Origin of the sequence: Bacillus sp. 5mfcol3.1 (genome assembly GCF_900114335.1) — a bacterium.
GTDB lineage: Bacteria > Bacillota > Bacilli > Bacillales > Bacillaceae_G > Bacillus_A > Bacillus_A thuringiensis_S.
Genome location: NZ_FOST01000003.1, coordinates 236,932 through 261,562 on the forward strand (window position 1 = coordinate 236,932; position 24,631 = coordinate 261,562).

Below are 24,631 nucleotides of genomic sequence, written 5' to 3' on the forward strand. Positions count from 1 at the left end.
TGATTTTATATGTATAAAAAATTTAAAATTCTTTCTTTTGCTTTAGCTATATCAGTATTTTTATTAGGATGTGAAAAAAGTACAGTAAGTAGTAAGAAAGAAGATGTAACAATACAAATTGGTATACAACAAGGATTAAGCCCGCTATTACTAGCAAAGAAAAAGGGGTGGTTTGAAGAGGAGTTTAAAAAAGAAGGAGTTAAAGTGAAATGGACAGAGTTCCAAAGTGGACCTCCTTATTTTGAAGCAATCGCATCAAACCGATTAGACTTTGGTGAAGTAGGGAATTCTCCAGTCATTTCAGCGCAAGCAGCAGGTATTGGATTTACCGAAATCGCCAATACAAGTTATGCGAGAAAAGGAACTGGAATTCTCGTTCAAAAAGATAGCAAAATTGCGAGTGTAAAAGAGTTAAAAGGTAAAAAAATTGCAGTAGCAAAAGGAAGTAGTGCTTTTAATTTATTGTATCGAGCACTTGATAAAGAAGGTATTGATGCAAAAGATGTAAATGTCATTCAATTACAACCAGATGAAGCTCAGCCTGCATTCGAATCAGGATCAGTAGATGCATGGGCGATTTGGGACCCTTTCATATCATTACATACGTTAAATAAAGGTGCGAAGGTGATTGCAGACGGTGAAACATTAAATGTCTCTTCACCAGAATTTTTAATTACGAGAACAAAATTTGCGAAAGAACATCCAGAATTAGTTGAGAAATTCCTCAAAGTTTATGAGAAAGCACGTGTATGGCAAGATGCTAACTTAGATGAAGCAATAAAAGTATATACTTCTGTAAAAAAGATAGATGCGAAGATCGTAAAAGAAGTGTTTAATCACGACAAACCAATTTTAGTTCCAGTAACGAAGGAAATAATAGCAGAACAACAAAAGACAGCGGATTTTCAATATAAGCTCGGTTCTATAAAGAAAGAAATTAAGACGGAAAAAGTTGTAGATAATTCTTTCGTAGAAAAAGCATTGAAAGCGAAGTGAAAAGAGGTTTTGTAAAGTGGAAAATACGAAAGCTGTTATGAAACCAGCGAGTATAACGATTAAGAAAAATGACATAAAGAAGGTACGAAAGTTAAATGTAAAAGTTTTAGTAAGGGCGATTACTATACCGGTTATTATATTAATAATTTGGCAGTTGGCTGGCGTATTCGGTCTTGTTTCTAAAACAGTTTTACCAACACCATTAGATATTTTTCTAGCTTTCCAAGAGCTTATTAAAACAGGAGAGTTATTCGGCCATTTAAGTATTAGTGTATTCAGGGCTGCGGCTGGTTTCTTTATTGGTGGGGGCTTAGGAATCATTTTAGGAACAATTGTTGGATTTTCAACGAGAAGTGAGCAATATTTAGACCCATCTGTGCAAATGTTAAGAACTGTACCTCATTTAGCTGTTGCGCCGCTTTTTGTATTATGGTTCGGTTTTGGTGAAACATCGAAAGTGTTATTAATTGCAGATGGTGCATTTTTTCCTTTATACGTAAACGCATTTTTAGGTATTAGAGGTGTGGATTCAAAGTTATTTGATGTTGCGAGAGTGTTAGAGTTTAGCAAAAGAAAACTAATTACGAAACTAATTTTACCATCTGCATTGCCTAACCTTTTACTAGGAGCAAGGTTATCGTTAGGTGTTGCATGGGTGAGTTTAGTAGTAGCAGAACTTATGGGATCTACAGAAGGTATTGGTTATATGATTATGGATGCAAGGCAATTTTCAAATACAGATATCGTATTTGTCGGCATAATTATCTTTGCATTTGTTGGGAAGTTTTCTGACTCTCTAGTACGTTTACTAGAAGTGAAGTTTTTAAGATGGCGAGATAATTTTAAAGGTGAGACTGGGAATTAACATATAAATTATTAGGGGTAATTTATATAGAATTTGTTAGTATACGTTTCAAAATAAATAAGGGGTGTGTAAAGGTATGGAATTATTATGGTTTATTCCGGCTTATGGAGATGGTCGATATTTAGGAACGACAAAACGAGGAAGAGCAGCTGAATATGGTTATTATAAGCAAGTTGCTGCGGCAGCTGATTATTTAGGATATACGGGTGTTTTACTTCCAACTGGTCAAGGATGTGAAGACCCTTGGGTGTTAGCTTCAGCTCTTGCTGCTGAAACAGAAAAACTAAAATTTTTAGTAGCAGTGAGACCAGGACTAATGTCACCTACAGTTGCAGCGAGGATGGCATCTACATTTGATAGAATTTCAGATGGGAGACTACTTATTAATGTAGTAGCTGGAGGAGATCCAGTTGAACTACAAGGAGATGGATTATATCTTGAGCATGATGAAAGATATGAAGCAGCGGATGAATTTTTAAAGGTTTGGAAATCGACATTGCAAGGTGAAACGATCTCTTTAGAAGGAAAACATATTCAAGTTACAGATAGTAAAGTTGTATTCCCGCCAGTTCAAACACCATATCCTCCTATATATTTCGGAGGATCATCAGCTGCTGGAAAAGAAGTAGCAGCTGAACATAGTGATGTATATTTAACGTGGGGAGAGCCACCAGAGCAAGTGAAAGAGAAAATAGAAGAAGTAAGAAAACTTGCAGAAGAGAAGGGAAGTACAGTACGATTTGGCATTAGATTACACGTAATTGTAAGAGAAACAGAAGAAGAAGCGTGGGAAGAGGCAGAACGTTTAATTCAATATGTGGATAATGAAACAATTGAGCTTGCTCAAAAGACATTTGCAAGATATGATTCGGTTGGTCAAAAGAGGATGACACATTTAAATAAAGGTACGAGAGAGTCGTTAGAGATAAGCCCTAATTTATGGGCTGGAATCGGACTTGTAAGAGGTGGGGCAGGTACTGCACTTGTAGGCAATCCACATACAGTAGCAGAAAGGATAAAAGAATATGAATCGTTAGGAATTGATACGTTTGTTTTATCAGGATATCCGCATTTAGAAGAAGCGTATGAGGTCGCAGAATTGTTATTCCCATTATTGAAAGACGAGAAGAAAGAAGAAAATAAAATTGTTGGTGAAATGATTGCTGATGCATATGCATTAAAAAAATAGTGAGAAATAAAGTTTCACATATTTATTGCTTTATTTTGTTCACTGCCTGTTAATACGGGATAAAAAACCCGCAAGTTATTCGCTTGCGGGTTTTCATCGTAAATTATTAGAAAATATGGTAAAATTAAAGGGTAACTTAAGGTGCGGTTGGTTGTTCAATTATCACTTCTCCGAGTAGGAGGGGGGTGATAATACGTGAGTGAAATAGCGTTGCTACTGCAAGGTGGACTGTTTCTCGTTGCATTGTTAACGTTCGTCGTCGTTTTAATAGACAAGCTCAAAAAATAACAACCCACCTATGCTTATAGAATGTGGGTTGTTTTGTTTGTAAGAAACAAATAGGATAAATGAACAATCCAATCTGCTAAGTTACGTGGACTAGTGTGTAGCCGCACACTAGTCTTTTTTATTTATATACAATTTATAATTGGTTTATGTGATTGTATTGTTCTTTTCATACTCATTATAACACAGTGTCTTTTCATCAAGAAAGGAGACCGTATGTTCTGGTTCCTGTTATATAGTAGGTGCTTTTTCTTTAAACAGCCCATCCATATACTGTTTTAAACTTTGGACATAAAATTTCTGCGTATTCACATTATTTACACCGACAATCGGCGATGGAAGGTCAAATCTTTTTTCTGATAAATGAACGACAACATCAAAGATGTCAAACAAACGAATGAAGCAAAACAGGCCGTCTTTATCGCTAAGTAAAATAAAGTAATGATTTTCACTACTTGTATTTAGCGTATTCCATAAAGAACTTTTGCTTAAATCACGTACAATGCTTTTTTCTTTTAGTTCCACGAAATCTGCATTTGAGAGAATGGTAGAAATATCAATTGCATCTTGATCTTCAAAGTAGCCATCAACTGTTTGTACAGCGAATGTATAAGCCATTTTTAATACACTCATTTTATATTTACGGTTATCTAATAGTAATTCACGTTGAATAGAACTCGCTACTTTCGTTACACGTTCCTCCTTCCAAATTTCATTATGTAAGGAAATATCGTGCTTTTTACATAGTTTCATAATTAATGCATTAGAATAAAGAATCTCGTCGCTTACTTCGACAACATCAGTCTCAGCAGCCGCAAGTTCCTCACCGTGCTCATTCGTATAGAGTGGGGAATCAATTTGTCTTTTCATTTGTTCAATCTTAAATTGACTCAATTTATGCCTAATTAAAGGACGATCAATATCTGTTGTCATTTGTTCATGACAAGTATCACAAATTGAGTTTGTGAAATAATATCCACATAATATTTCTGGAATGACATATTGTTCACTAAGTTCTTTCGTATCTTTTCTGCAAATGATGCATTGTGTCATTTTTATCACCTTTACCTGCAAATTTGTATGTAATCTCATTGTAGTGTATTTATTGGTATTTTGGAATATTGTAAAGGAAAATATTATGTGAAATTCATACTTATTTTGGTACAATGAAGAGAAGTGCTAGTTTAAAGGAGGCCGTTTTTTTGAAATCAAAAGTGCACTTTTGGACATTAGAAGTGCTAATGGTTGTAGGAATCATATTTATTTGCACAAAAATATCATTTTTATTTCAACCGATTGGTATCTTCATATCAACATTGTTTTTCCCAATCTTAATCGCGCTTTTTTTATACTTCATATTTAATCCTGTATTAATCTTTTTGGAGAATAAAAAAGTACCTAGAAATTTAGCGATATTACTGTTATATCTTTTTATCATAACATTAACTGCGGTTGGCGTTGGAGTAGTTGTTCCTACGATTTCACAACAGCTAATGGACTTAGTAAAAAATATGCCAGGCTACATAAAAGAGGGGAAAGTATACATACAAGAATTATCACATCATAGGTTGTTTGAATGGTTATCTACACAAAACTACGTTTCCATTGAAACAATTGAAAAAAATGCGATTGAATACTTAAAAGATATTCCAAATACAATTACGTCGAGTGCAACGGCTTTATTTGGTATTATCACGAACGTTGCATTAGTTGTATTTACAGTACCGTTCATTTTATTTTACATGTTTAAAGATGGACATGCCTTTCCAGGAAAAGCGGTAAGTTTATTACCTGAGTCTTACCGTGAAGAGGGGCTTCGTATCATTAAGGAAACGAACGAAACATTATCTGCATATATTCAAGGGCAAGCGCTCGTTTGTATATTTGTAGGTGCGTTTACTTTTATCGGTTATTTAATTATCGATTTACCGTATGCTTTTGTTTTAGGAATTATTGCAGCATTTACAAACATCATTCCTAACTTAGGGCCATTTATTGGGGCAGCACCAGCTGTTATTGTAGGACTGTTCGTTTCTCCGATGCAAGCCTTATACGTAATTATTATCGTAACAATTGTACAACAGTTTGAAAGTAATATTATTTCACCGCGTATTATGAGCTCGAAATTAAACATTCACCCATTAACAATTATTATCCTAATTTTAGGGGTAGGTAATTTTGCTGGAATCCTCGGAATGATTTTAGCAGTACCAGTTTATGCAGTAACAAAAACTGTTGTTTCGAACTTAGTGAGATTGTTTAAGACAAAGAGAAGTAATCGGAAATAGTGAAACCTGAGAAAGATACACCGCTTTTTAAGTGGTGTATCTTTTGTTTATAAATAAATAATTAAAAGTGGGTTGATTTGATTTTATTATATATTTTTTATACATCAAATTCAGTGATAAACTTGTGTGATATAAGCTCTATAAAACTATGTGGAATCCCTCTGAACTATCCAAATCATTTCCTTACAGCGTGCTATCAACATCATAATCGACTCCTTTCAATTCTATATAGTTAAACGATTAAAGGTGAGTGTAGTATTTGCTTCTACGATCTCGAATTTCATCAATAACTTGTTTATATTGTCTTTCTTGTTTTAATTCATTTTGAGATATTGTTTCTTTTTGAATTGTAATCGTTAAAAAGAAAAGGTGAAACTTCATATGTGAATTCCTCCTTTCGAATTGGAATTACAGATGACTACAGTAATGACTTTGTCTTTCTTTTACATGATCTATAGCCTGATTAATTTGTCGTTCATGAAACATTTCAGACTCAGAAAATGTATTTTTTTGAATGGTAATGGTTAAAAAGAATACTTTAAATTTCATTAGATAATTGCCCCTTTATAAGTGATTTAGAAAAAACGAGTGTAATAAGAAATTACAGATGACTACAGTAATGACTTTGTCTTTCTTTTACATGATCCATAGCCTGATTAATTTGTCGCTCATGAAACATTTCAGACTCGGAAAATGTATTTTTTTGAATGGTAATGGTTAAAAAGAATACTTTAAATTTCATTGGATAATGACCCCTTTATAAGTGATTTAGAAAAGACGAGTGTAATAAGAAGATTGGCGCTCTTTTACTTCGTCCATAATGTTTTGAATGTGTTGCTCACGTAAAATCTCTTTCTGTGAAAGTTTACGTTTTTGAATAGTGATAGTTAAAAAGAATGCTTTAAATTTCATTAGATTTATGACCCCTTTATAAGTGATTTAGAAAAGACGAGTGTAATAAGAAGATTGGCGCTCTTTTACTTCGTCCATAATGCTTTGGATGTGTTGCTCACGTAAAATCTCTTTCTGTGAAAGCTTACGTTTTTGAATGGTGATTGTTAAAAAGAATGCTTTAAATTTCATGAATATATTGCCCCTTTAAAATATATTTTTAATACATTTGAGTGTAGTATGAACTTTTAATGTCAGTTATTTTATCAGTCAGTTGTTTTAACTGTTGTTTACGATTGATTTCAGTTTCAGATAAAGTATTTTTTTGAAGCACAGTCGTAAAAAAGAAAATATGAAAAGTCATAAATGAATTCCTCCTTTCGAAAAGGAATTACAGGTGATCACAGTAAAGTGCTTGGCGCTCCTTAACATCATTCATAGCTTTTTCAATTTGCTCATTATGAAGAATTTCCCCTTTGGAAATTGTATTTCTTTGAATCGTAATACTTAAAAACAATACGCTAATAGTCATTGAATGTTGCTCCTTTCTTAGAAAAATAATGTAAGAGACTAAAAAACCGCGCAAAAAAACCACAGGAAGATACAGTTCTCCTATGGCTGGGCGTGAAAAAGCCACAGGAAAGTATACGACCTCCTGTGGCGAATTTATGAATTAAATGAAATAAAGTACGATTTTCAATTCTCCATTAGGGTGGTCGAATTCATATTTAATTGTCCAGAAAACACAGGTGCAGTTAACGCTAAAGTTAATGCATGTAATTGTAATTTCATCATTTCCTTCGACCTCCTTTTAGAATTTTTTTCTTACGTTAGTAAGTATATACAATTAATGGATAATTGTAAACATAAAAAATGAAAATTTTTAATTTTGATTAAAATGCGTATATTTAAAAAGGGATTTGAAAGTAAATATTGTAATTAACGAAATATCGATAAAAATGGGGGATGCTAAATGAAATATATGCATCATAACATAATCGTTATGCTAACAATTTTTTTATTTATTACGGCTTGTTCTAATGGAGAAAGAATAAAAGATATATATGATGTTAGTTCAGATGATTTTAAGAAATATACTGGGACATACGTTGGTAATAATTCAGATGTGGTTGCAATTATTAATCATTTACCCGGTGGTGGAACAGTTCAAAGTATAAGTTTAGAAAATGAAAATATAAAAGTGAACTATGGCGCAAAAGAGAGTGGGGCTCTTACAGAAGAAATGATTGAGACGTATTGGTTTGATGAGAAAGATACGATGAAGAAGAATTTTCTCTTTAACATTATTTATCTTGTAGTTTTAGTGCCAAATGCAAACAGTTACGAGTTTCAGGTAGAGAATATAAAATTTATGATGAAAAGGGAGGAAATCCTATCAATCTTGCATGGAAAATTTGATGATTTTCCAAAAGAAGATGATATATGGGATAAAAAGAAAGTAGTAAAGTTTCTTAACGATAATAATGAAAAAATTAAAATGCTTGTGGAAGATAAAGATTTTCGGAAATCTTTATTTGCTAAATATCCAGTGAGCCAGTTGAAATAATGGAGGGGAGAAGATGGAGTTAGTATACAAAATTTCTTATCATAGAATACAGGACCTTTATTACAATTTTTGAAAGAAGACATTCCGTACATCCCGCATGTAACAGTTGGAAGAAAAGAAAGTGTCGCGTTAGCTGCTGAAGTAGTGAAGGAGATTCCTAGTTTTCATGGGAAGTTAAATTGTGTGATTGATAGAATAAGCGTGGAGCGAATTGGAGAGAACGGGGAATCAATTATTGAATTTGAAGTGCCATTTCTAAAAAGCTGACAAAAGTCAGCTTTTTATTTCGTAGCATGAAGTAATGCACCAATTGCACCGCTATTACCACCATCTTGTAAAAAGATTGGTGTTTTATTTTGATATTCGGTGTAGCTACTAATAATATGTTGAAGTTGTACGTTATTACATAAAGTCGAACCAATATAAATAATATGTTCAATGTTTTTTGTTTCAGCGAATTGAAGGCTTAATGCAGTAACGACTTCACCGACAAGTCCTTGTACAGTAGCTAGTATATCGGAGCTACTATTATTTGATTCTGTAATGGCTGCTTTTCCGAAGTTACTAGCAGTTAAGTTATTATCGATAGGGGAAAGAATACCACCATAAATATCTCCAACCGTAATATCTAGTTCTTTTCTAGATCCTACTTTTGTTAGAGGGATTACATCTTCAAAATGATCTATATTTGTTAACAATTTTGAAAGTCCCATAATAGTCCCACCGCCAACTCCGGTTCCACCAGCGCGAATATATTGTTCATTATAAACGTAATGGATAGAAGTACCTGTACCGATATTGGTTAAAATAAAATTGCGTATAGCATGTTTTTCTTCTTTTAATATGTATTGGACACCTGCAAGAGTAGCTTCAAATTCGTTTAGCTCTATTATTTTATATGAACTTGTAAGCAGTTGCTGTAATAGTTTCGATTTACCACCCGTAATACATATTTGTTTTATGCCATTGTTGTTTTTAATCCAATCTATTATTTTATGTTGTTCATGCGAATAAAATTTTTCAAAAGTTAATAGCCTTTTTTCGTTAAAATAAGCTATTTTAGTTAATGTGCCTCCAGCATCGATACCGATAGTACGTTCCATTTTCCTGCTCCTAACTACGTAATATGTTTTCCTATTTATTTTTAATTGGTTGAGAATAGATATTCCCAACTGATATAAGGAACAATTTAATCTGCTTGATATATTAATAGTTTTTCTATAGTTACAATAGGCTGGTCGTTTACAGTTGCAATACCTTTACCAAGAACAAAACCTCGGCGATTGCGCGTTAGTTCATAATGTAAATCAAGTTTATCACCGGGATATGCTTTTCCTTGGAATTCAACTCCATCTAAAGAGGAGAGGAATCCTAGTCCTTCAGAATCACTTGTATGTACAAATGCACTAAGCTGAGCAAGTGCTTCTACAATTAACATATGAGGCATATGTTTTTGATTATCATTTATAAACCATTCGTTATTTGTAATGAGTTTATATCCTGTAACGGATTCACCTTGTTTTACATTTGTTACTTTATCAGTCATTAAAAATGGATAACGATGGGGAAGAGTGTCTTTAATATGCATATGAAAGTACCTCCAATTAATAATACCCCTGCTAAATTTAAGCAGGGGAGTGGGAACTAATTTTTAACTAATTCATTTACTTTTTCAAGAGTGAAAATGCCGCTATTTCTAATGTTTTCAACAACTTGTTGCAACACTTCTTTATCTTGAACGAGTGCAATACGTACGAAGCCTTCTCCGTGAGGTCCAAATGCATGACCAGGTGTAACAACGACATTCGCACGATCCATTAATGCATAAGCGAAGTCTAGAGAAGTCCATCCTTGTGGAATTTCAGCCCAGACAAACATACTACCAGCTGGCTTATCGACATTCCAGCCAAATGTTCGGAATCCATCGACTAAAGTATCTCTCCGTTCTTGATAAATATCGCGGTTTTTCTCACAAAATACAGCGCCATTTCTTAGTGCTGCAGATGCCGCTTTTTGAATTGGTAAAAATACACCGTAATCGGTATTAGATTTAAATTGAGTAAGTGCACGAACAATTTCTTCGTTTCCAATCATATATCCAATACGGCTACCTGCTAAACTATAACTTTTTGACAAAGAATTGATTTCTACACCAACTTCTTTAGCACCATGTACAGAGAGGAAGCTAATTGGCTTATTACCATCGAAATAAAATTCAGCATAAGCAAAATCATGGACAACGATAATATTATGCTTTTTCGCGAATGCGATTACTTCTTTAAAGAAATCTTCATGAGCCATTGCTGGAACGGGATTCCCTGGGAAGTTTAAAATCATCATCTTCGCTTGATCGGCAATTTCTTCAGGGATGACTCCTAAGTCTGGTAAGAAATCATTCTCTTTCTTTAAAGGCATGTAGTAAGATGTTGCACCAGCCATTTGAATACCTGTTTCATAAGCTGTATATCCTGGATCAGGAACTAATATAATATCACCTGGATTTGCATAAACCATAGGTAAATGAACGAGCCCGTCTTGTGAACCCATTAATAATAAAACTTCTTTATCCGCATTTAATAAAACGTTATGAGTGTTGTTGTAATATTCAGTTACAGCTTCGTGAAATTCTTGAATACCTGATAATGTATACCCGTAGCTCTCTTTCTCACTCGCTGTATGTACCATTGTTTCTCTTACAAAATCAGCGGGCGGCATATCAGGATTTCCGATGCTCAAATCAATCATGTTATGACCTGCTGCAATTTTTTCTTTTTTATAGGCTCCTAATTCACTAAATATAGAAGATTGGAATGCTTTCATTCTAGTTGCTAACGTGTAAGTCATCAAAACCCCTCCTAAAACAGTGCTTTCATTCTGCGTTTTTAATTATTCTGAAAACACATGTTTATATTTTATCATTTTTTTATGAAAATTAAAACGATTGACAAATTTAGAGGAAGGATTAGCCTATTTTGAAAAGTATCGATGTAAATAACGTAGACGTGTTAATTGAAATGTCTATTATAGGATTCATTTTATATAACTTAAGTTATTTTATAGTTTTTATTAAGTATTTGTGGAAGATTTCTAAAGTGAAATAACGCAGAAAATATTTTCTGCGTTTCCTCTGAAATGTAATCATTTCTTTTTATACGTGCATAATTTTTCAGCTGTCAAAAAGTATACATTTAATGTACCGTCGGCAACTTTTAAAGTTTGCTCTGATGTAAATGAATTACCATAATCAATGTGATATACATTAGAATTTTTGACAAATGAGCCTTTATATAAATCGTCTTTATTCTTTGTGGTTTGCATTTCTACTAAATTTTGCACAATTTCCTCTTTATTTTCTTTTTTGACAACTGTTTCAAATTTATAATATACAGGGCATTCACCATTTTTATTGTCAACGACTTCCCAAGAACCGTATATATCGTTATTGCTGCATCCACTAAGTAGGATGATTAGTATAGGAATTGTAAGTAGAACCTTTTTCATTTTGTGCTCCTTTCTTTTAAATTTGAATAAACGTGCGAATACGATAGGGATATTATAATAAATAAAGTTTAAATTTTTTTAAAGAATTATTTAATTTCATATAAAAATTTAGGAGAAATTAAATAAGCATGAATCTAGTGTAAAGTCAGATTCATGCTAGTACTATAGCCTATGTTATGTCTTTTTTGAGGATATATAAAGAGGAAAGCAGAAGCACTATTCCATTTATTATATATACGCTTGCGATCATAAAGGCTAACGTACCTGCGCCAAATCCTGCTTTATCGAATATAGAAGCAAATGTTGCGATAGTCAAAAAGATAATGGGAGTCAGTAGTAAAAATATGAAACCTGCCACGATTCTTTTTTTAAAACTATGTCCAGATAAGGAAATGGCTAAAAAGTTTAGGATGCTAAACAGAGCAATTGCAAAGAGCAGGACAATAAATACTTGGATGCCATCAGACATTTTACCACTCCTTTTATAAAGAGTACTCTTTATAATCTATTCGAAATAAAAGAGGGCTACTCCTTTAGATAATTTCAATAAACGTAATAAATAGGCGTATTATAAAACAAAGAAGTATGGATTCAATATTATATCCATACTTCTTTGTTTATTTTATAAATTCGCAGATTGCGAATGCTGTTTTTCATAATGTTTCTGCTTAGAAAGGGAAATAGAAATAATCAATAATGAAACGACTCCGAAGATGAGAACCATATATTGTAACCCAATTGTATCTAAGAAGAACCCTGTGCCAAGTAAGACGATTTGGAACATAACCCTCTCAAACATATTACGGAATGAGAAGAGGCGACCGTGATAACTTTTTTCAACTTTCGTTTGGAAAATTGTCGACATAATAGGGAAGAAGCAGCCAACGCTAAACCCAAACAAACCAAATGATGTAAGAGCCATCCATTTTATATCGCTAAAGAACAATGAAAGGTGTGCAAAAGCAGTACAAACTGCGAAGAAATATAGTAATTTTTCAGGTTTGAAATGATCAGATAGACGTTTAATTACGAAGGCACCTAACATAAATGCGACACCTTCAATTGTATATATGAACCCTTTAATCGTAGGATCATGTTGCATTTCGCTAATGTTAATAACCATTAAATTAAACCCAGCTATAAATAATAGAGGGATAATACTTAATATAAGTGCTGTAAAAGCAATAGGAATTCCTTTTAAAATACGAAATACTTCCATAAAGCTATTATCTTTTGCAGCTTGTTTACTTGGTGTTGTTGATTTCTTGTCTTCGAATTGTAGGAAGAAAGTCGAGAGGAATAATAAGGCGTATGCTGCCATTGAGAAGGCATACATGTACTGTAAACTCATCACAACTAAAAGAATTCCACCTAGTGAAGTACCTGCAATACGAGCGATTGTACCAACATTCATATGTACACCATTCATTTGTAATAACTCATGCTCACGTACGATGAGTGGAATTACAGATTGTAATGCAGGGAAATAAAATGCTGCTGAAATTTGAAGAGCAACCATAAATGCAATCATAAATGCGATACTTTCAAATTGAATAGCAAAAAACATGAAAATAACACTTAAAACTCGACCAAACCCAGCGTAAAGAAGAACTTTTTTCTTTTCATACTGATCGATGACACGGCCAGCCATAGGTCCAACTAGAACACCGGCTAATAGTCCGATAAATAATATAACTGATTTCATGAAATCAGAAGGGACATATTTTTGCATAAATTCAAGGTTGCCAAGAATACCAAGCCATAATCCTAGACCTGCAATAAACTCCCCAATTAAAACAATCCAAACGTTTTTATTACGCCACATAACATAAAACCTCTCCGTCTTTTAAAATGAAAAACTCGTATATAAAACCTCCTTATTTATGTAGTATTTTTATACGAACTTTTTTAGAGTCAGAGTCTATATTACGTGTTTCATAATTGGATTTCAATCTTTTTGATTTGTCAAAAATTTGATGCGTTAATTGATGAAATAAGTGAATTAAAACATAAAAAATTTATGATTAAAGCTAATAGAAAGTAAGGGTACATATAAAAAAGCAAGAACGTATAACTACGCCTCGCTTTTCTCAAGTACAAACTTAAATATTAGATTCACTTAGCAACATTTACGCTCTTGTCCAATAGCTAAAGCGCTAAAAGATAGTGGGCCAACAACTTCTGCGCTTGCACCACTAGTAAGGTTTTCTACAGTTAATGAATATTCGTGTGTTCCACTGCTAACGTTTTGATCTATAGCTTGAAATGTTTGTACGTAGAATTGTTCAGAATCTGTAGATTCAATACCTACTTGTGCATTAAAAATTTCAATATTATCACGGAAAATTCGGAATAAAACTTGTGAAGTCTCAGTTATACCTTCTACACCAATTGTAGCGATTAATTCTACTCGATTATTACGTGAATCTCTACTTGAAATTCGCAATTTCAAATTTGCTAAAATTGCTTTATTTGGAGAAGCTGGGATTGCAAAAGTTGTTTCACCAGTTTTACTTATAGGCTGAGTAGCTTGGTAATCAATGATATGAGTCATATTCTTCACCTCCTCATATACTAGAATATGAAAATAGTGAATAATTAGTTTGGACAAATACTAGATTATTTAATAGAGTCAACAATAATTATTGAAAAGAAGAAATTCACATAAAAGCATTAAGAATATATCACAATAAGATGATATTTTTCTTAATGCTTTTTGTAATTAAGCAGAATATTCTTCTTTACGTACTTCAAAAAATTCATTACGTCGTAAGTAATTATAAATTTTCTCTGAAACCTCTTCTTCTTCAGACACTAAGAAACGATGATCAAAAGCGTAGAAAGATTGACCTTTAATTAATTTTACGTAATACATATTAAACGCCTCCTGACACTAGATTATTACTTGCTTCATATTATGATGGCCTATATGTCTGCTAAAAATACTTGGAGTTTCAAAGGGGATAAGTAAAGGGATGAAAGAGCTTACAATTCTGTAAGGTTTATGTCACCTTTTTCGATAGTTTGTATTTACCAGTTTCTTCTATAATGCAAATAGGTTACATAAAATAAGGGGGTAAAAAGATGGATCAAATAATTGGAGAAGTTGTAGCTGGTATTTGTGAATTTGTAGTGGAAGTAACAGCGGATGCTATAGGAAATTTAGTTTCTGGAAATGATGAGGAAAAAGAAACATTATAATAATTTGTAAAAGAATAAAGTTGATCAAATTATAAAGGCTGATTTCTAAAGGGAAATCAGCTTTTTTATTTTTTACATTATATTAATTTAATTTGAATATTCATTTGTTATCATATTTAAGAAGCCTATATAAGGAGGTGAATAAACAAATATGTCGAATTCAGGGCCTGATTTATCTGTTTCTCGTTTGATTGTGGTAAATATAGAGGAAAAAGAATATCATTTTATTGTTCGTGAACATCCGATTGTAGGGAAATTTATATCGCTATTTGAAAATGGGAAAGAATACGGTTTAATAGATAAACAAATCGCTAATAAAGATAAATTTATTACAGCGGAGCTTACTAAGTTAGATTATTTTAATATAGATGTTTTATATCTTACACCTGGGTGGATATGGATTGGTATGGATCAATTTGGTTTACATGCTCGTGAGGCTACTTATAACGAAGTAGATGTTATTATGAAGTTGAAAGAGGATTTATATTATATAGATATATACGAAGAAATAAAAATGTAGTAAATATTTATTCAGGTTAGGGGGGAAGTTCCCATAGTCTTTTTTTTGTTTAATAATAAAGTGAAAAATTATATTATTTTAATGAAAGGTAAATATGATAAGAAGTGAGATGAAAAGAGGATTTGAAAATACATTAAGAGAATTGTAGTAATTATATGAGTCGTATATGTAAATAACAATAGAAAGAAGATGATAATATGAGTAAAGAAGAGCTTGTGAAAAAACAGTTTGGCAGCAATGCAGATAAATATGTAAATAGTAAAATACATGCTAAAGGACTGGATTTACAATATGTAGTTCAACAAGTTGAGTCTCGTCATAATAATCGTCTTCTTGATGTTGCTACTGGTGGCGGGCATGTGGCAAATATGTTAGCACCTATGTTTGAAGAAGTAGTTACACTTGATTTAACAGAACAGATGTTAGAAAAAGCAAAAGTTTTTATAAAGCAGAATGGTCATGAAAATGTATCTTTTGTAGCAGGAAATGCAGAGAATTTACCATTTGCAGACCATTTTTTTGATACAATTACATGCCGGATTGCAGCCCATCATTTTACGAATCCGGCTCAATTTATTTATGAAGTAAATCGTACGTTGGAGGATAATGGATTATTCATCTTAATAGATAATGTTTCGCCAGAAAATAATGAATATGATACATTTTATAATTTTATAGAAAAGAAGCGGGACCCAAGTCATGAACGAGCTCTAAAAAAGACAGAATGGCTTACTTTATTAGAAAAAAACGGTTTGCAAATGCAGTCATGTCTTACTTTTGATAAGAAGTTTGATTTTGACTGGTGGTGTAATATGATGGATGTCCCTGTACAAAAGCGTGAAAAATTAACAGAATGTATGATGAAAGCACCAAACGAAATGAAGGAATATTTTAATATTCAACTTAAAAATAATAAAGTAGATTCGTTCTATACTGAAATGGCTATGTTTATATGTAAAAAAAGTACAACATTAAAAAGATAAATGTGTTGCAGTCTTTCTGAAGTACGATATACTTAGTACAGAGAAACTGTGAATTGAGGAATAGTTATTATGATTCGTGTACGCATTGAAGGTACTGAGGAAGAAATGCTTGAATTTATGGGGAAAATGCCAGACATTCCTGGATTTGAAAAGACACATATGAGAGAGCCAAGAAAAGGAAATAACCCGAAATACGATTCAAGTAAAAATGTACTAGCATATTTGTCTTATAAAAAGATTGAAGTCGCCAATAAATAGGCGGCTTTTTTAGTTTGCACTGTTTCACCGCCTTGTCTTTTTCACATAATAATAATAGTAGATTATGCTGAAGAGGGGTGAGAATAGTTAATAAGAAAATCATCTTTTTTGGAGACTTTGGTATTGATGACGCCGTAGCGTTAATTTATGCAAATAAAACATGTAAATTAGATATTCTAGGTATTGTTGCAGAGTACGGGAATGTATCACGAGATATCGTTACGGAAAATGTTTATTTTTTAGAAAGGTACTATGCTACACAAGTGAAAATTATTGAAGGTGCGAGTAGGCCGATGACAGCTGAAGAACCTTTGTTTTTCCCTGAAATCCATGGGGATCATGGTTTAGGTCCTATTATTCCACCTGAAATGAGAATTTGTAAACGAGAAAATTTTTGTGAATTAATCAAATTAATCGAACCTTGTCCAGAAGATATTATAATTGTGGCGACAGGAAGACTAACGACGCTTGCTACGTTATTTTTATTGTATCCAAATATAATGGATCGTATTTGTTCGTATTATATAATGGGCGGCGCTTTCCTATTTCCAGGTAATGTTACACCAGTATCTGAAGCGAATTTTTATGGTGATCCAATTGCAGCAAATATTGTTATGAAATATGCGAAAAACGCTACTATATACCCGTTAAATGTAACACAGGGTGCGCTTATTACGCCTGAAATGGCCAATATAATAGATAAACAAGGAACTGGACAGGCGAAACTCATTAAACCAATGATTGATTTTTATTATGAGAATTTTTATAAAAAAGAATATCCAGGTATTGGTGGAAGTCCCATACACGATTTACTACCGTTTGTCTCGTTTATAAACGATAGTATTTTCGAATATAAAAAATCGGCAGTGTGGATTAGTACGACAAATGATGTGACTAGGGGCCAAAGTGTAGCAGACTTTAGAAAAATAGCTGAACCAACAAGGTTTGATGATCGGCCGATTCAAAGAATTGCTGTTGGTTTTAACTATCCTGCTTTTAAAGAAGAGTTTATGCGAACAATATTGAAGCCAGATTGTCCTTAATGTGTGTAATAAAAAGTCGGATAAATCGTTAGTTCGAAAAATAGTTTATCGGTGTGTATTATTCTCAAAAATCTTATAGTTGAGCAGTATGAATAACTTATGAAAAATGTCACATAACTAATGGTAAGCAATTGTTTCTAATTATATTTTGATTGGTTAAATATAAAGGAGGTTATTATATGATTTGGTCTTTAATCGTTGGTGGTTTATTAGGATGGTTTGCAAGCTTAATTACTGGAAGGGATGTACCAGGTGGTGTAATTGGTAATATTATTGCTGGTATTATCGGTTCTTGGGTTGGTTCGAAATTACTTGGTAGTTTTGGTCCAGTCATTGGCGGATATGCAATTATTCCAGCTTTAATCGGTGCGATCATTTTAATTTTCATCGTAAGCTTCTTATTACGAGCAATGCGAAAATGAATGTAAGGACTGTTTACATTTGTAAGCAGTCCTTTTTATATGTTATGCTAGTATTATACAATCAGGAGGTGTCAGCATTGAAAACATTCACAGTAAATTTCCATCAAGAAGATAATGCTAAAGCGACAACAGTACATAAATTAAGTGAAGAGGACTTCAATAAAGCAACTGAAAAAGGTACTCGTCATTTATTTGATTTAGATACAAACGTTGGCTTCTTCGTATTCTTTGATGCAGAAGATGCAGAAGGAAATGATCAATACTTAATGTTACAATATGAAGGAGATCATGAAGAACCAACTGCGTGTTATGGATTTGATTTAAAACTATACTATCAATTTTTAGCACTATACTTAAATGATCTGGAATACCAAGGTGAAACAGATGAGGAAGAGGAAGAATATGGTCCAATTCATCATTTAGCTCACTTACTTTATCATATTGTTGAAGACGGTAAGTCAATCGAAGTGTAATATACATATTTAAAGCTGTCCTTTTGGGGCAGCTTTTTTATATGACATTGAAATGGTGTACTTTGAGCTAAATAAAGTGAAGCTTTAATCAGTGGGTGGTTCATCCCCACTGATTATTAGCCCTACCAATCGGGCTTTTACGGGCAGCCCTTACCCCCATCTAACTTCTTTGCTTCGAAGTGGGGATCTTACTGCCCGGCAAATAGCGGGATAAATTAATAATAGAAATTTATTTATTACTTTCATGTTAGCATCGTAAAACACCTGTTATAATGATTGTAATTAAATTCATGGAGGCTAATTTTATGCTTGTAGATGTAAAAGCTTTTATTAAAGCTGCAGGTTTAACATGTATTTTATCATTAAGTGGAGATAACACGTTTGCTTATAATTTTGAAACTGTAAAAAATACTATCGCTACATTTTTTAAGAAGCTAAGATTTACCGTATAATTTTATTTTAACCAGTAGGAAAAGAGTAATCACTTCCTACTGTTTTTTTTGTTTCAAGGAGTTGTTGTGACGGCATATTTTCAGCTATAGATAGAGGATATTATCATTGAGAAGAGAAGGTTTAAATAAGGAGATGAATACAGTGTTTAACAATATAATTCCAAGTTTTTTGAAATTATGGGAAAGTGACGATTTAGAATTAGAACTCCTTAATCGATACTTTACTTCGCATTCAAGAGATATTTGAAGAATACTTTAAGTATCATTGTCCTAAAACGAAAGAACGTCTTTCTAATGCCATTAAACAATATCCCGCAAAAATAGAAGATATTCATATTATTGCAGAATCATTACCAATCATTATTCAAGAGGTAACAAATGAATATCGTAATAAATATAACTTTGATGTAAATATGAAATTCCATGTATTCGTTGGAGGATTTGGTTCAAATGCATTTGTAGAAAGGGAAATCATTGGAGACATATTTTTTGCGGCAGAAAAATTATCTCCAGATTTGAATCATCTTCGTGTTATTGCTGCTCACGAAATAGGTCATATATATCATAATGTTATGCTACAAAATACTGGAATGGATTGGACTAGGGCTGAATGGACCGATGCGTCGGTAAGTTTGTATCGTGAAGGTGTTGCAACTTATTTATCAAAAAAAATCGTTAAAGATTTAAATGAGTCTGTTTACTACTCATATAATAGTGACGGTGATCTATGGCTACAATATTATAAAGAAAATGAAGAGAAAATAAAGAAACGTTTTTTAAAAGATTATGTTGAAGGATGGACAGATGAAAAAGAGAAAGAATGGTTCCGTTTATCAGGAGGTAGTTACTTCGGATATAACAGACTTGGTTACTTTTTAGGAACAGCTTTTGTAACATATTTTGTACAAGCCTTTGGAGAGAATGAAGCACTGACTTTTTGGAACAAACATAATTTGAAAAGTAGTGTAATGGGTTGGTTATCGAAATGAATAAGATGCAATAGGGGGGTAAAATGATGAAAGGGTATTTGAAAATAGTTATGTTGTTTTTGGCTATAGCATGTATGTTTGCGCTAGCAGCATGTAATGGGACAGACGAAAAAAAGGAAACAAATCCAACCTTGGAAAATAATAAAAATGAACAAAGCAATTCTTCAGAAGAACAGAAAAATCCTGAAGCAAAACCAAGTAATGAAAAAACAACAAAACCATCACCTGAGCCAGATTCGAAAAATAGAACACTTAATCAAAAATCAATTAACCACGTTAAAGATTTGTTTGAACTAGCAAAAGAAGGAAAGGTACCTAATGTGCCATTTGGAGCCCATACAGGGGATATTGAAGAAATTGAAAAAGCGTGGGGGCAAGCAAATAAAACCGAATATGCAGGGAATGGAATGTACGCAACTTTTACAAATAAAAATGTTGTTTTCGGATTTAATAAAGGGTCACAAGTTTTTGATGTACGCTCATATCATGCAGAACTAAAATTGATTACATTACAAGAAATTGAAAAAGCATTAGGAAAACCATCTTCAGTTAAAGAGAATGGTGAAGATAAAATATATGTATACAAAGTAAATAACCAGTATGAGCTGAAATTTGACATTCCAAAATCGACTGGTAAGGTAGATCATATTTCTGTATTTTCACCAGAGGATAGTATTAATAAAATGGCAGGATAAGAAATTAAGTGATTTCAAAAACACCTCACTTTATTGAAGTGAGGTGTTTTTAGTTGTAAATAAGGAACGTCTCCTGCCATATAAAACATACTTTCATATGCGAAATACTTCACTTTTGTTTTTTAATATTCATCCAATAAGAAATATTGATCTACTGAAAAAGTAGTAACCTATAAATTATGTGTAGGCTGGTTCATGATTTTTTTACGTTCTAAATTTTGAACAAACAGTGCTTGAACAATACCTCCAATTAATAAGAAACTAGCACAAATATAAAACAGCATACTTCCATTTAATTTACTTAATAAAACTGCACCAATAACAGGTCCACACGTTCGAGATATATCCCAGTGTATACCGTAAATTGAAAAATATAAACCACGTTTATCATGAGGTGCAATTTCTGAAACGAATCGTAATAAATGGTTTAGAGCAATACTTTCCCCAATGACTAAAAAGAGTAAGGTGAAGAACAACGACAATATCGTCGTTGAATAACTAAAGCCAACTGCAGCTATCGTATAGCAGGCGTAAGAAATAAGGATGATTTTCGCCATAGAAAATCGTTCAGACCATTTTACGAGGAAGATTTGTAGAATGATTTCCAAAATGGCTTTGCATGTTGAAATGAATGCGAGTATGAATACGAGATTAGGAAATACATGTTCTGCAAAAATACGATAATTCGTCTCAGTTTGTGCATAAAAAAAGCTAATAGGAAGTGTAGAAAGCATAAGACCGAATATGGCGTAATGTTTAAAAACAAATTGCTTTGGTGAACTTGCCTCAACTGTTTGTTTTGACTTACTTATAGGTGGAACGGTTTCTGGGAGCTGGGTCCAAACAACAACGGCATATATCGTAAGGGTTACACTTTGCACGATAAATAAATATTCTGGGTGAGTATTATAAAAACTTGCACCGATTAAAGGGCCGATTACGGATCCAATTGCTCCCATCGTTTGTAGAAGAGCAAAAATTTCTGCTTGCTGCTCTTTTTTTGTTAAATCAGCAATTTGTGCACGTTGAGCCGGAATATATAAGGAACGGCCAATGCCATTAATGACATATAACAGTGCAAATATAAAAACGGATTGAGCGAAAACGAAACTACCGATTGCAACACTTTGTAGCAATAAGCCGAGTAACATAATCTTTTTCCGGCCATATTTATCAGTAATTCCTCCAGCAATAAGTGTAAATAAAATGTCTGAAAGTGGCTGTAATCCGAAAATTAGCATAGTTATTATTACATTGCCGTTTAACATTTTATTAACGTAAATAATCATAATGATAGCTAGCATAGATTCAGTCGTTCGGGTTAATAATTCACCACACAGTCTAATAAAAATAGGTTTATTGTAACGAAGTAAGAGATAATTCAATATTAATTCCTCCTTTCTATATTGAAATGATAAGATGAAAGAAGAATTGGAAAAAGGGTAGAAACAATAGGGAGTATTTTTCACCTTTTAGGGGGATTATGATGTTTATTTTAGATCAATATATTGAACTATGGATTGCTTATGGAAAAGGGAAAAAAGAGGGAGAACGATTGGAAGTAACAGTGCAAAATATATCTGAAACATTATTTTGTACAGAGCGTAATAGTAAATTAATTATAAAAAAATTAGATGAGTTAAATTGGATCAAGTGGTTTCCAGGTCGCGGCAGGGGAAATCGTTCTAAGTTAATATTTCAAAAGCACCCGATGTCTTTAATTTTAGATAGAGGAAAAGAAATAACGAAAAAAGGGGATGTGAAAAGCGGAAGCATATTTGTGGAACGCTATAGCTCACATTTTCCGTCAGTAAAGGGAGAATATCACTGCTGGGTAGATTCAATATTTGGTCATAAGATTGAAATGACATCTGAAGGGAGAAGAGATGTACTCCGGTTGCAATTACAAATGAATTTAGATATCACATTAGATCCTGTATACGCTACAATGCGTTCAGAATGTCATATGGTAAAACATATATTCGACACACTCGTGTATGTAGACGGTAATACAAACATTATAGAGCCAAGACTTGCATTTCACTGGGAATATAATGACGCTGAAAAAATATGGACGTTTTATTTACGAAAAGGAGTTCACTTTCATAATGGAAAACAACTTACTGCACATGATGTTATATACTCATTGAATCGATTTATGAATCTGGAAAATAATGCACACGCATGGATGTTACAACACGTTGAAAGTATCCGTTCAGTGGATGACTACGTTGTCGAAATTCAATTACAAACGGAAAATAAAATGTTTTTACATATGATAAGTGCAGAACAGTGTTCTATCGTGAGTGAAGATGAAGCAGGAGAGCTAATTGGAACAGGGTCTTTTCAATTATATAAAAGTAATGAAAATCTGTTCATTTTAGAAGGTCATCCTTTATATTTTCGTGAAAGACCTTTTTTAGATCGTGTTGAGTTGTGGAATGTAGAACAAGGTGTAAGTACATACGATATTTTAGTAAAGGCGCAGTATAAAGATAAAGAAAAACATAATAAAGAATTGTCTCGGCTTGAGTCGAACGTGACATATATAACATGTAATCTTACGAAAGAAGGACCAATGCAAGATGAGTTATTTCGGAAAGCGTTATATAAAATCATTCATGGTTATACAATCGTTCAAGAACTCGGCGGAGAACGTGGAGAAGTGGCAAAGAAACTAATATTAGCAGGTGAAAGCATTGTAGAGATTGAGGAAGATGTAGAAAGTTTAATTAAAAGGAGTACTTATCATAATGAAGTGCTACAGCTCTACACATTTACAGGACGAGATCATGTTGAAGATGCACAATGGATACAAAAAGAGTGTGCGAAGTACGGGATTCGTGTAGAAAATAATTTTCTTGATATAGAAGAGCTATTGGAAGTAAGTACGATACAAAAGGCTGATATGATGCATGATAGTGCCACAATAAGCGAACGAATAGAAGATAGTCTATTATATATGTTTCTTACAAAAAATAGTTTTATTCATGGACAAAGCAACATGGACTTTTATGAAAAGTTGTCTATTTATTTTAAACAAGAAGAATTAGAGAAAAGAGTTACATTGTTACGCGATATTGAGGATACTTTGTTACGTCAAATTCATATTATTCCTTTGTATCGTAATAAACAAGAGGTAAGTACACATGAAAAAGTCCAAAATATAATGATTAATTCACAAGGTTGGATTGATTTTTATAATATTTGGTTTAAATCTTGATATATAAGGGCTTTTGCGCATTTTCATAAGATGTGTAAGAGTCTTTTTTGTATGTAGGAATAGGTTTGTTTTACACATTGTTACGCTACTTGTGATAAAAGTCTATTTACAGCGTAACAGTGTTATGTTACATTGTTATCAGGAAGGAGTGTTATACAGTTGAGTACAGATTTGATTTCAAAAAAAGATTTATTAGAACTAACTGGCATTTCATACGGACAGTTATATAGGTGGAAAAGAAAAAATTTAATACCGGAAGATTGGTTTGTACGAAAGTCAACATTCACGGGTCAAGAGACATTTTTTCCGAAAGAAAAGATATTAGAGCGTATTGATAAAATCCAAACGATGAAAGAGGATTTATCACTTGATGAACTAGCGAATATGTTTTCACCGAGTGTGAGAGAAATTCTTTTAACAAAGGAAGACATTTTACGTAAGGGGATTGCATCAGAACCAGTTTTACAATTTTTCATAGAACAAACGAATAAAACAGCAGAGTTTCAATTTGTAGATATTCTTTATGTGTACATGTTAGAAGAATTATTACAATCGGGAGATATTAGTTTAGAAGAAGGAAAAATGGTCTTGCAAGTTTTACGTGAAAATTATGAAGCAATTAAACATAAAAATTGTGATTTAATCATTGTACGAAAGTTAGGGATTTCTACATGTTTATTAGTTTCAAACGTGGAAGATTTAATTTTTGAAAAAGGCACTAAAATCGTTTTACGCGAAGCGATTATGAAATATACCGAAGCATTAAAAACGAAATTGTTGTAGTGGAGGA

33 protein-coding genes and 2 pseudogenes are annotated in these 24,631 nt (G+C 32.8%); 18 read left to right on the forward strand and 17 right to left on the reverse strand.

Annotated elements, in window-relative coordinates; all coding sequences use genetic code 11:
• Positions 1–9: 9 nt before the first annotated feature.
• The 4 genes from BM089_RS19335 to BM089_RS31565 all read left to right on the forward strand — a co-directional run bounded on the left by BM089_RS19335 (position 10) and on the right by BM089_RS31565 (position 3,338).
• Complete coding sequence (locus tag BM089_RS19335) at positions 10–996, forward strand: aliphatic sulfonate ABC transporter substrate-binding protein (protein ID WP_090977750.1); 987 nt, start codon at positions 10–12, stop codon at positions 994–996.
• A gap of 16 nt (positions 997–1,012) precedes the next feature.
• Positions 1,013–1,861 carry an ABC transporter permease gene (locus tag BM089_RS19340; protein WP_090977753.1) on the forward strand — a complete coding sequence of 283 codons (849 nt, stop codon included), beginning with the start codon at positions 1,013–1,015 and terminating at the stop codon, positions 1,859–1,861.
• 76 nt (positions 1,862–1,937) lie between these two features.
• Positions 1,938–3,050, forward strand: a complete 1,113-nt coding sequence (gene ssuD / locus BM089_RS19345; protein ID WP_090977755.1) for an FMNH2-dependent alkanesulfonate monooxygenase — start codon at positions 1,938–1,940, stop codon at positions 3,048–3,050.
• A gap of 195 nt (positions 3,051–3,245) precedes the next feature.
• A complete protein-coding gene (locus BM089_RS31565; protein ID WP_001289320.1) occupies positions 3,246–3,338 on the forward strand; it encodes a putative holin-like toxin in 93 nt (30 codons plus the stop codon).
• Between the two features lie 228 nt (positions 3,339–3,566).
• Here BM089_RS31565 and BM089_RS19355 read toward each other — a convergent pair whose 3' ends face one another.
• Positions 3,567–4,388, reverse strand: coding sequence for an HNH endonuclease (locus tag BM089_RS19355; protein WP_000189684.1), 822 nt, complete (start codon positions 4,386–4,388; stop codon positions 3,567–3,569).
• Between the two features lie 149 nt (positions 4,389–4,537).
• On the opposite strand from BM089_RS19355, the gene BM089_RS19360 reads away from it, so the two are divergent.
• Positions 4,538–5,623, forward strand: a complete 1,086-nt coding sequence (locus BM089_RS19360; RefSeq protein WP_090977757.1) for an AI-2E family transporter — start codon at positions 4,538–4,540, stop codon at positions 5,621–5,623.
• Between the two features lie 240 nt (positions 5,624–5,863).
• Here BM089_RS19360 and BM089_RS19365 read toward each other — a convergent pair whose 3' ends face one another.
• Genes BM089_RS19365 through BM089_RS19395 form a run of 7 tightly spaced genes read right to left on the reverse strand, consistent with a single transcriptional unit; the run spans position 5,864 to position 7,046 of the window.
• Positions 5,864–6,004 (reverse strand): YrzI family small protein, encoded by a 141-nt coding sequence (locus BM089_RS19365; RefSeq protein ID WP_000668497.1) that lies wholly within the window; start codon positions 6,002–6,004, stop codon positions 5,864–5,866.
• A gap of 27 nt (positions 6,005–6,031) precedes the next feature.
• On the reverse strand, positions 6,032–6,172 hold the full coding sequence (locus BM089_RS19370; protein ID WP_090977759.1) for a YrzI family small protein: 141 nt from the start codon (positions 6,170–6,172) through the stop codon (positions 6,032–6,034).
• A 52-nt stretch (positions 6,173–6,224) separates the two neighbouring features.
• A complete protein-coding gene (locus tag BM089_RS19375) occupies positions 6,225–6,365 on the reverse strand; it encodes a YrzI family small protein (protein ID WP_063547616.1) in 141 nt (46 codons plus the stop codon).
• A gap of 26 nt (positions 6,366–6,391) precedes the next feature.
• The gene (locus tag BM089_RS19380; RefSeq protein WP_000668963.1) at positions 6,392–6,535 is read right to left on the reverse strand and encodes a YrzI family small protein; all 144 of its coding nucleotides are present in this window, start codon (positions 6,533–6,535) and stop codon (positions 6,392–6,394) included.
• A 27-nt stretch (positions 6,536–6,562) separates the two neighbouring features.
• Entirely contained in the window at positions 6,563–6,706 is a 144-nt protein-coding gene (locus tag BM089_RS19385) for a YrzI family small protein (RefSeq protein ID WP_000668965.1), read from the reverse strand.
• A gap of 28 nt (positions 6,707–6,734) precedes the next feature.
• Positions 6,735–6,878, reverse strand: a complete 144-nt coding sequence (locus tag BM089_RS19390; protein ID WP_000142729.1) for a YrzI family small protein — start codon at positions 6,876–6,878, stop codon at positions 6,735–6,737.
• Between the two features lie 27 nt (positions 6,879–6,905).
• Positions 6,906–7,046 (reverse strand): YrzI family small protein, encoded by a 141-nt coding sequence (locus BM089_RS19395; protein ID WP_000156197.1) that lies wholly within the window; start codon positions 7,044–7,046, stop codon positions 6,906–6,908.
• Positions 7,047–7,487: 441 nt separating this feature from the next.
• Here BM089_RS19395 and BM089_RS19405 point away from each other — a divergent pair, with 441 nt between their 5' ends.
• Entirely contained in the window at positions 7,488–8,081 is a 594-nt protein-coding gene (locus BM089_RS19405) for a DUF4825 domain-containing protein (protein ID WP_086409237.1), read from the forward strand.
• Between the two features lie 48 nt (positions 8,082–8,129).
• Positions 8,130–8,348, forward strand: a pseudogene (locus BM089_RS19410) (2'-5' RNA ligase family protein); the annotation flags it as partial.
• Positions 8,349–8,362: 14 nt separating this feature from the next.
• Here BM089_RS19410 and coaW read toward each other — a convergent pair.
• The 8 genes from coaW to BM089_RS19450 all read right to left on the reverse strand — a co-directional run bounded on the left by coaW (position 8,363) and on the right by BM089_RS19450 (position 14,457).
• Complete coding sequence (gene coaW, locus BM089_RS19415; protein ID WP_090977761.1) at positions 8,363–9,184, reverse strand: type II pantothenate kinase; 822 nt, start codon at positions 9,182–9,184, stop codon at positions 8,363–8,365.
• Positions 9,185–9,270: 86 nt separating this feature from the next.
• Complete coding sequence (locus BM089_RS19420; RefSeq protein WP_000547673.1) at positions 9,271–9,669, reverse strand: 3-hydroxyacyl-ACP dehydratase FabZ family protein; 399 nt, start codon at positions 9,667–9,669, stop codon at positions 9,271–9,273.
• Positions 9,670–9,725: 56 nt separating this feature from the next.
• Positions 9,726–10,925 carry an LL-diaminopimelate aminotransferase gene (locus tag BM089_RS19425; protein ID WP_000222704.1) on the reverse strand — a complete coding sequence of 400 codons (1,200 nt, stop codon included), beginning with the start codon at positions 10,923–10,925 and terminating at the stop codon, positions 9,726–9,728.
• A 294-nt stretch (positions 10,926–11,219) separates the two neighbouring features.
• The gene (locus BM089_RS19430; protein WP_000757024.1) at positions 11,220–11,582 is read right to left on the reverse strand and encodes a hypothetical protein; all 363 of its coding nucleotides are present in this window, start codon (positions 11,580–11,582) and stop codon (positions 11,220–11,222) included.
• A gap of 169 nt (positions 11,583–11,751) precedes the next feature.
• Positions 11,752–12,051: a hypothetical protein gene (locus BM089_RS19435; RefSeq protein WP_001279472.1), complete on the reverse strand. Its 300-nt coding sequence runs from the start codon at positions 12,049–12,051 to the stop codon at positions 11,752–11,754.
• Positions 12,052–12,204: 153 nt separating this feature from the next.
• Positions 12,205–13,407 (reverse strand): MFS transporter, encoded by a 1,203-nt coding sequence (locus tag BM089_RS19440; RefSeq protein ID WP_000269261.1) that lies wholly within the window; start codon positions 13,405–13,407, stop codon positions 12,205–12,207.
• Between the two features lie 294 nt (positions 13,408–13,701).
• A complete protein-coding gene (gene exsC, locus BM089_RS19445) occupies positions 13,702–14,136 on the reverse strand; it encodes an exosporium protein ExsC (protein WP_000148797.1) in 435 nt (144 codons plus the stop codon).
• Positions 14,137–14,304: 168 nt separating this feature from the next.
• On the reverse strand, positions 14,305–14,457 hold the full coding sequence (locus tag BM089_RS19450) for a YqbF domain-containing protein (protein WP_000291905.1): 153 nt from the start codon (positions 14,455–14,457) through the stop codon (positions 14,305–14,307).
• 477 nt (positions 14,458–14,934) lie between these two features.
• On the opposite strand from BM089_RS19450, the gene BM089_RS19460 reads away from it, so the two are divergent.
• From BM089_RS19460 to BM089_RS19500, 9 genes and pseudogenes are all read left to right on the forward strand, one after another.
• Complete coding sequence (locus BM089_RS19460) at positions 14,935–15,303, forward strand: hypothetical protein (RefSeq protein ID WP_000071476.1); 369 nt, start codon at positions 14,935–14,937, stop codon at positions 15,301–15,303.
• A gap of 197 nt (positions 15,304–15,500) precedes the next feature.
• On the forward strand, positions 15,501–16,286 hold the full coding sequence (locus BM089_RS19465; protein ID WP_090977764.1) for a class I SAM-dependent methyltransferase: 786 nt from the start codon (positions 15,501–15,503) through the stop codon (positions 16,284–16,286).
• A gap of 69 nt (positions 16,287–16,355) precedes the next feature.
• Positions 16,356–16,544 carry a DUF3970 family protein gene (locus BM089_RS19470; RefSeq protein WP_000621885.1) on the forward strand — a complete coding sequence of 63 codons (189 nt, stop codon included), beginning with the start codon at positions 16,356–16,358 and terminating at the stop codon, positions 16,542–16,544.
• A 77-nt stretch (positions 16,545–16,621) separates the two neighbouring features.
• Positions 16,622–17,587, forward strand: a complete 966-nt coding sequence (locus tag BM089_RS19475) for a nucleoside hydrolase (protein WP_001223685.1) — start codon at positions 16,622–16,624, stop codon at positions 17,585–17,587.
• A 179-nt stretch (positions 17,588–17,766) separates the two neighbouring features.
• Entirely contained in the window at positions 17,767–18,009 is a 243-nt protein-coding gene (locus BM089_RS19480) for a GlsB/YeaQ/YmgE family stress response membrane protein (RefSeq protein WP_025118015.1), read from the forward strand.
• Between the two features lie 77 nt (positions 18,010–18,086).
• On the forward strand, positions 18,087–18,482 hold the full coding sequence (locus BM089_RS19485; protein ID WP_025118014.1) for a hypothetical protein: 396 nt from the start codon (positions 18,087–18,089) through the stop codon (positions 18,480–18,482).
• 305 nt (positions 18,483–18,787) lie between these two features.
• Positions 18,788–18,934, forward strand: a complete 147-nt coding sequence (locus BM089_RS19490; RefSeq protein WP_090977767.1) for a chorismate mutase — start codon at positions 18,788–18,790, stop codon at positions 18,932–18,934.
• 133 nt (positions 18,935–19,067) lie between these two features.
• Positions 19,068–19,923, forward strand: a pseudogene (locus BM089_RS19495) (aminopeptidase).
• A 23-nt stretch (positions 19,924–19,946) separates the two neighbouring features.
• Positions 19,947–20,618 carry a YjgB family protein gene (locus BM089_RS19500; RefSeq protein ID WP_139213296.1) on the forward strand — a complete coding sequence of 224 codons (672 nt, stop codon included), beginning with the start codon at positions 19,947–19,949 and terminating at the stop codon, positions 20,616–20,618.
• A 170-nt stretch (positions 20,619–20,788) separates the two neighbouring features.
• On the opposite strand, the gene BM089_RS19505 is transcribed toward BM089_RS19500, so the two are convergent.
• Positions 20,789–22,003 carry an MDR family MFS transporter gene (locus BM089_RS19505; RefSeq protein WP_090977774.1) on the reverse strand — a complete coding sequence of 405 codons (1,215 nt, stop codon included), beginning with the start codon at positions 22,001–22,003 and terminating at the stop codon, positions 20,789–20,791.
• Positions 22,004–22,104: 101 nt separating this feature from the next.
• Here BM089_RS19505 and BM089_RS19510 point away from each other — a divergent pair, with 101 nt between their 5' ends.
• On the forward strand, positions 22,105–23,841 hold the full coding sequence (locus BM089_RS19510) for an ABC transporter substrate-binding protein (protein WP_090977776.1): 1,737 nt from the start codon (positions 22,105–22,107) through the stop codon (positions 23,839–23,841).
• Positions 23,842–24,000: 159 nt separating this feature from the next.
• Entirely contained in the window at positions 24,001–24,624 is a 624-nt protein-coding gene (locus BM089_RS19515) for a YhbD family protein (RefSeq protein WP_000102245.1), read from the forward strand.
• Positions 24,625–24,631: the final 7 nt, after the last annotated feature.

What these genes read in the sequence shown, in the direction of transcription:
- BM089_RS19470 (WP_000621885.1), top strand. Translation starts at nt 16,356, where the DNA reads ATGATTCGTGTACGCATTGAAGGTACTGAGGAAGAAATGCTTGAATTT.
- BM089_RS19465 (WP_090977764.1), top strand. Translation starts at nt 15,501, where the DNA reads ATGAGTAAAGAAGAGCTTGTGAAAAAACAGTTTGGCAGCAATGCAGAT.
- BM089_RS19335 (WP_090977750.1), top strand. Translation starts at nt 10, where the DNA reads ATGTATAAAAAATTTAAAATTCTTTCTTTTGCTTTAGCTATATCAGTA.
- BM089_RS19500 (WP_139213296.1), top strand. Translation starts at nt 19,947, where the DNA reads ATGATGAAAGGGTATTTGAAAATAGTTATGTTGTTTTTGGCTATAGCA.
- BM089_RS19375 (WP_063547616.1), bottom strand. Translation starts at nt 6,365, where the DNA reads ATGAAATTTAAAGTATTCTTTTTAACCATTACCATTCAAAAAAATACA.
- BM089_RS19390 (WP_000142729.1), bottom strand. Translation starts at nt 6,878, where the DNA reads ATGACTTTTCATATTTTCTTTTTTACGACTGTGCTTCAAAAAAATACT.
- exsC (WP_000148797.1), bottom strand. Translation starts at nt 14,136, where the DNA reads ATGACTCATATCATTGATTACCAAGCTACTCAGCCTATAAGTAAAACT.
- BM089_RS19405 (WP_086409237.1), top strand. Translation starts at nt 7,488, where the DNA reads ATGAAATATATGCATCATAACATAATCGTTATGCTAACAATTTTTTTA.
- BM089_RS19420 (WP_000547673.1), bottom strand. Translation starts at nt 9,669, where the DNA reads ATGCATATTAAAGACACTCTTCCCCATCGTTATCCATTTTTAATGACT.
- BM089_RS19490 (WP_090977767.1), top strand. Translation starts at nt 18,788, where the DNA reads ATGCTTGTAGATGTAAAAGCTTTTATTAAAGCTGCAGGTTTAACATGT.
- BM089_RS19430 (WP_000757024.1), bottom strand. Translation starts at nt 11,582, where the DNA reads ATGAAAAAGGTTCTACTTACAATTCCTATACTAATCATCCTACTTAGT.
- BM089_RS19355 (WP_000189684.1), bottom strand. Translation starts at nt 4,388, where the DNA reads ATGACACAATGCATCATTTGCAGAAAAGATACGAAAGAACTTAGTGAA.
- BM089_RS19370 (WP_090977759.1), bottom strand. Translation starts at nt 6,172, where the DNA reads ATGAAATTTAAAGTATTCTTTTTAACCATTACCATTCAAAAAAATACA.
- ssuD (WP_090977755.1), top strand. Translation starts at nt 1,938, where the DNA reads ATGGAATTATTATGGTTTATTCCGGCTTATGGAGATGGTCGATATTTA.
- BM089_RS19425 (WP_000222704.1), bottom strand. Translation starts at nt 10,925, where the DNA reads ATGACTTACACGTTAGCAACTAGAATGAAAGCATTCCAATCTTCTATA.
- BM089_RS19435 (WP_001279472.1), bottom strand. Translation starts at nt 12,051, where the DNA reads ATGTCTGATGGCATCCAAGTATTTATTGTCCTGCTCTTTGCAATTGCT.
- BM089_RS19510 (WP_090977776.1), top strand. Translation starts at nt 22,105, where the DNA reads ATGTTTATTTTAGATCAATATATTGAACTATGGATTGCTTATGGAAAA.
- coaW (WP_090977761.1), bottom strand. Translation starts at nt 9,184, where the DNA reads ATGGAACGTACTATCGGTATCGATGCTGGAGGCACATTAACTAAAATA.
- BM089_RS19440 (WP_000269261.1), bottom strand. Translation starts at nt 13,407, where the DNA reads ATGTGGCGTAATAAAAACGTTTGGATTGTTTTAATTGGGGAGTTTATT.
- BM089_RS19395 (WP_000156197.1), bottom strand. Translation starts at nt 7,046, where the DNA reads ATGACTATTAGCGTATTGTTTTTAAGTATTACGATTCAAAGAAATACA.
- BM089_RS19385 (WP_000668965.1), bottom strand. Translation starts at nt 6,706, where the DNA reads ATGAAATTTAAAGCATTCTTTTTAACAATCACCATTCAAAAACGTAAG.
- BM089_RS19450 (WP_000291905.1), bottom strand. Translation starts at nt 14,457, where the DNA reads ATGTATTACGTAAAATTAATTAAAGGTCAATCTTTCTACGCTTTTGAT.
- BM089_RS19480 (WP_025118015.1), top strand. Translation starts at nt 17,767, where the DNA reads ATGATTTGGTCTTTAATCGTTGGTGGTTTATTAGGATGGTTTGCAAGC.
- BM089_RS19460 (WP_000071476.1), top strand. Translation starts at nt 14,935, where the DNA reads ATGTCGAATTCAGGGCCTGATTTATCTGTTTCTCGTTTGATTGTGGTA.
- BM089_RS19365 (WP_000668497.1), bottom strand. Translation starts at nt 6,004, where the DNA reads ATGAAGTTTCACCTTTTCTTTTTAACGATTACAATTCAAAAAGAAACA.
- BM089_RS19380 (WP_000668963.1), bottom strand. Translation starts at nt 6,535, where the DNA reads ATGAAATTTAAAGCATTCTTTTTAACTATCACTATTCAAAAACGTAAA.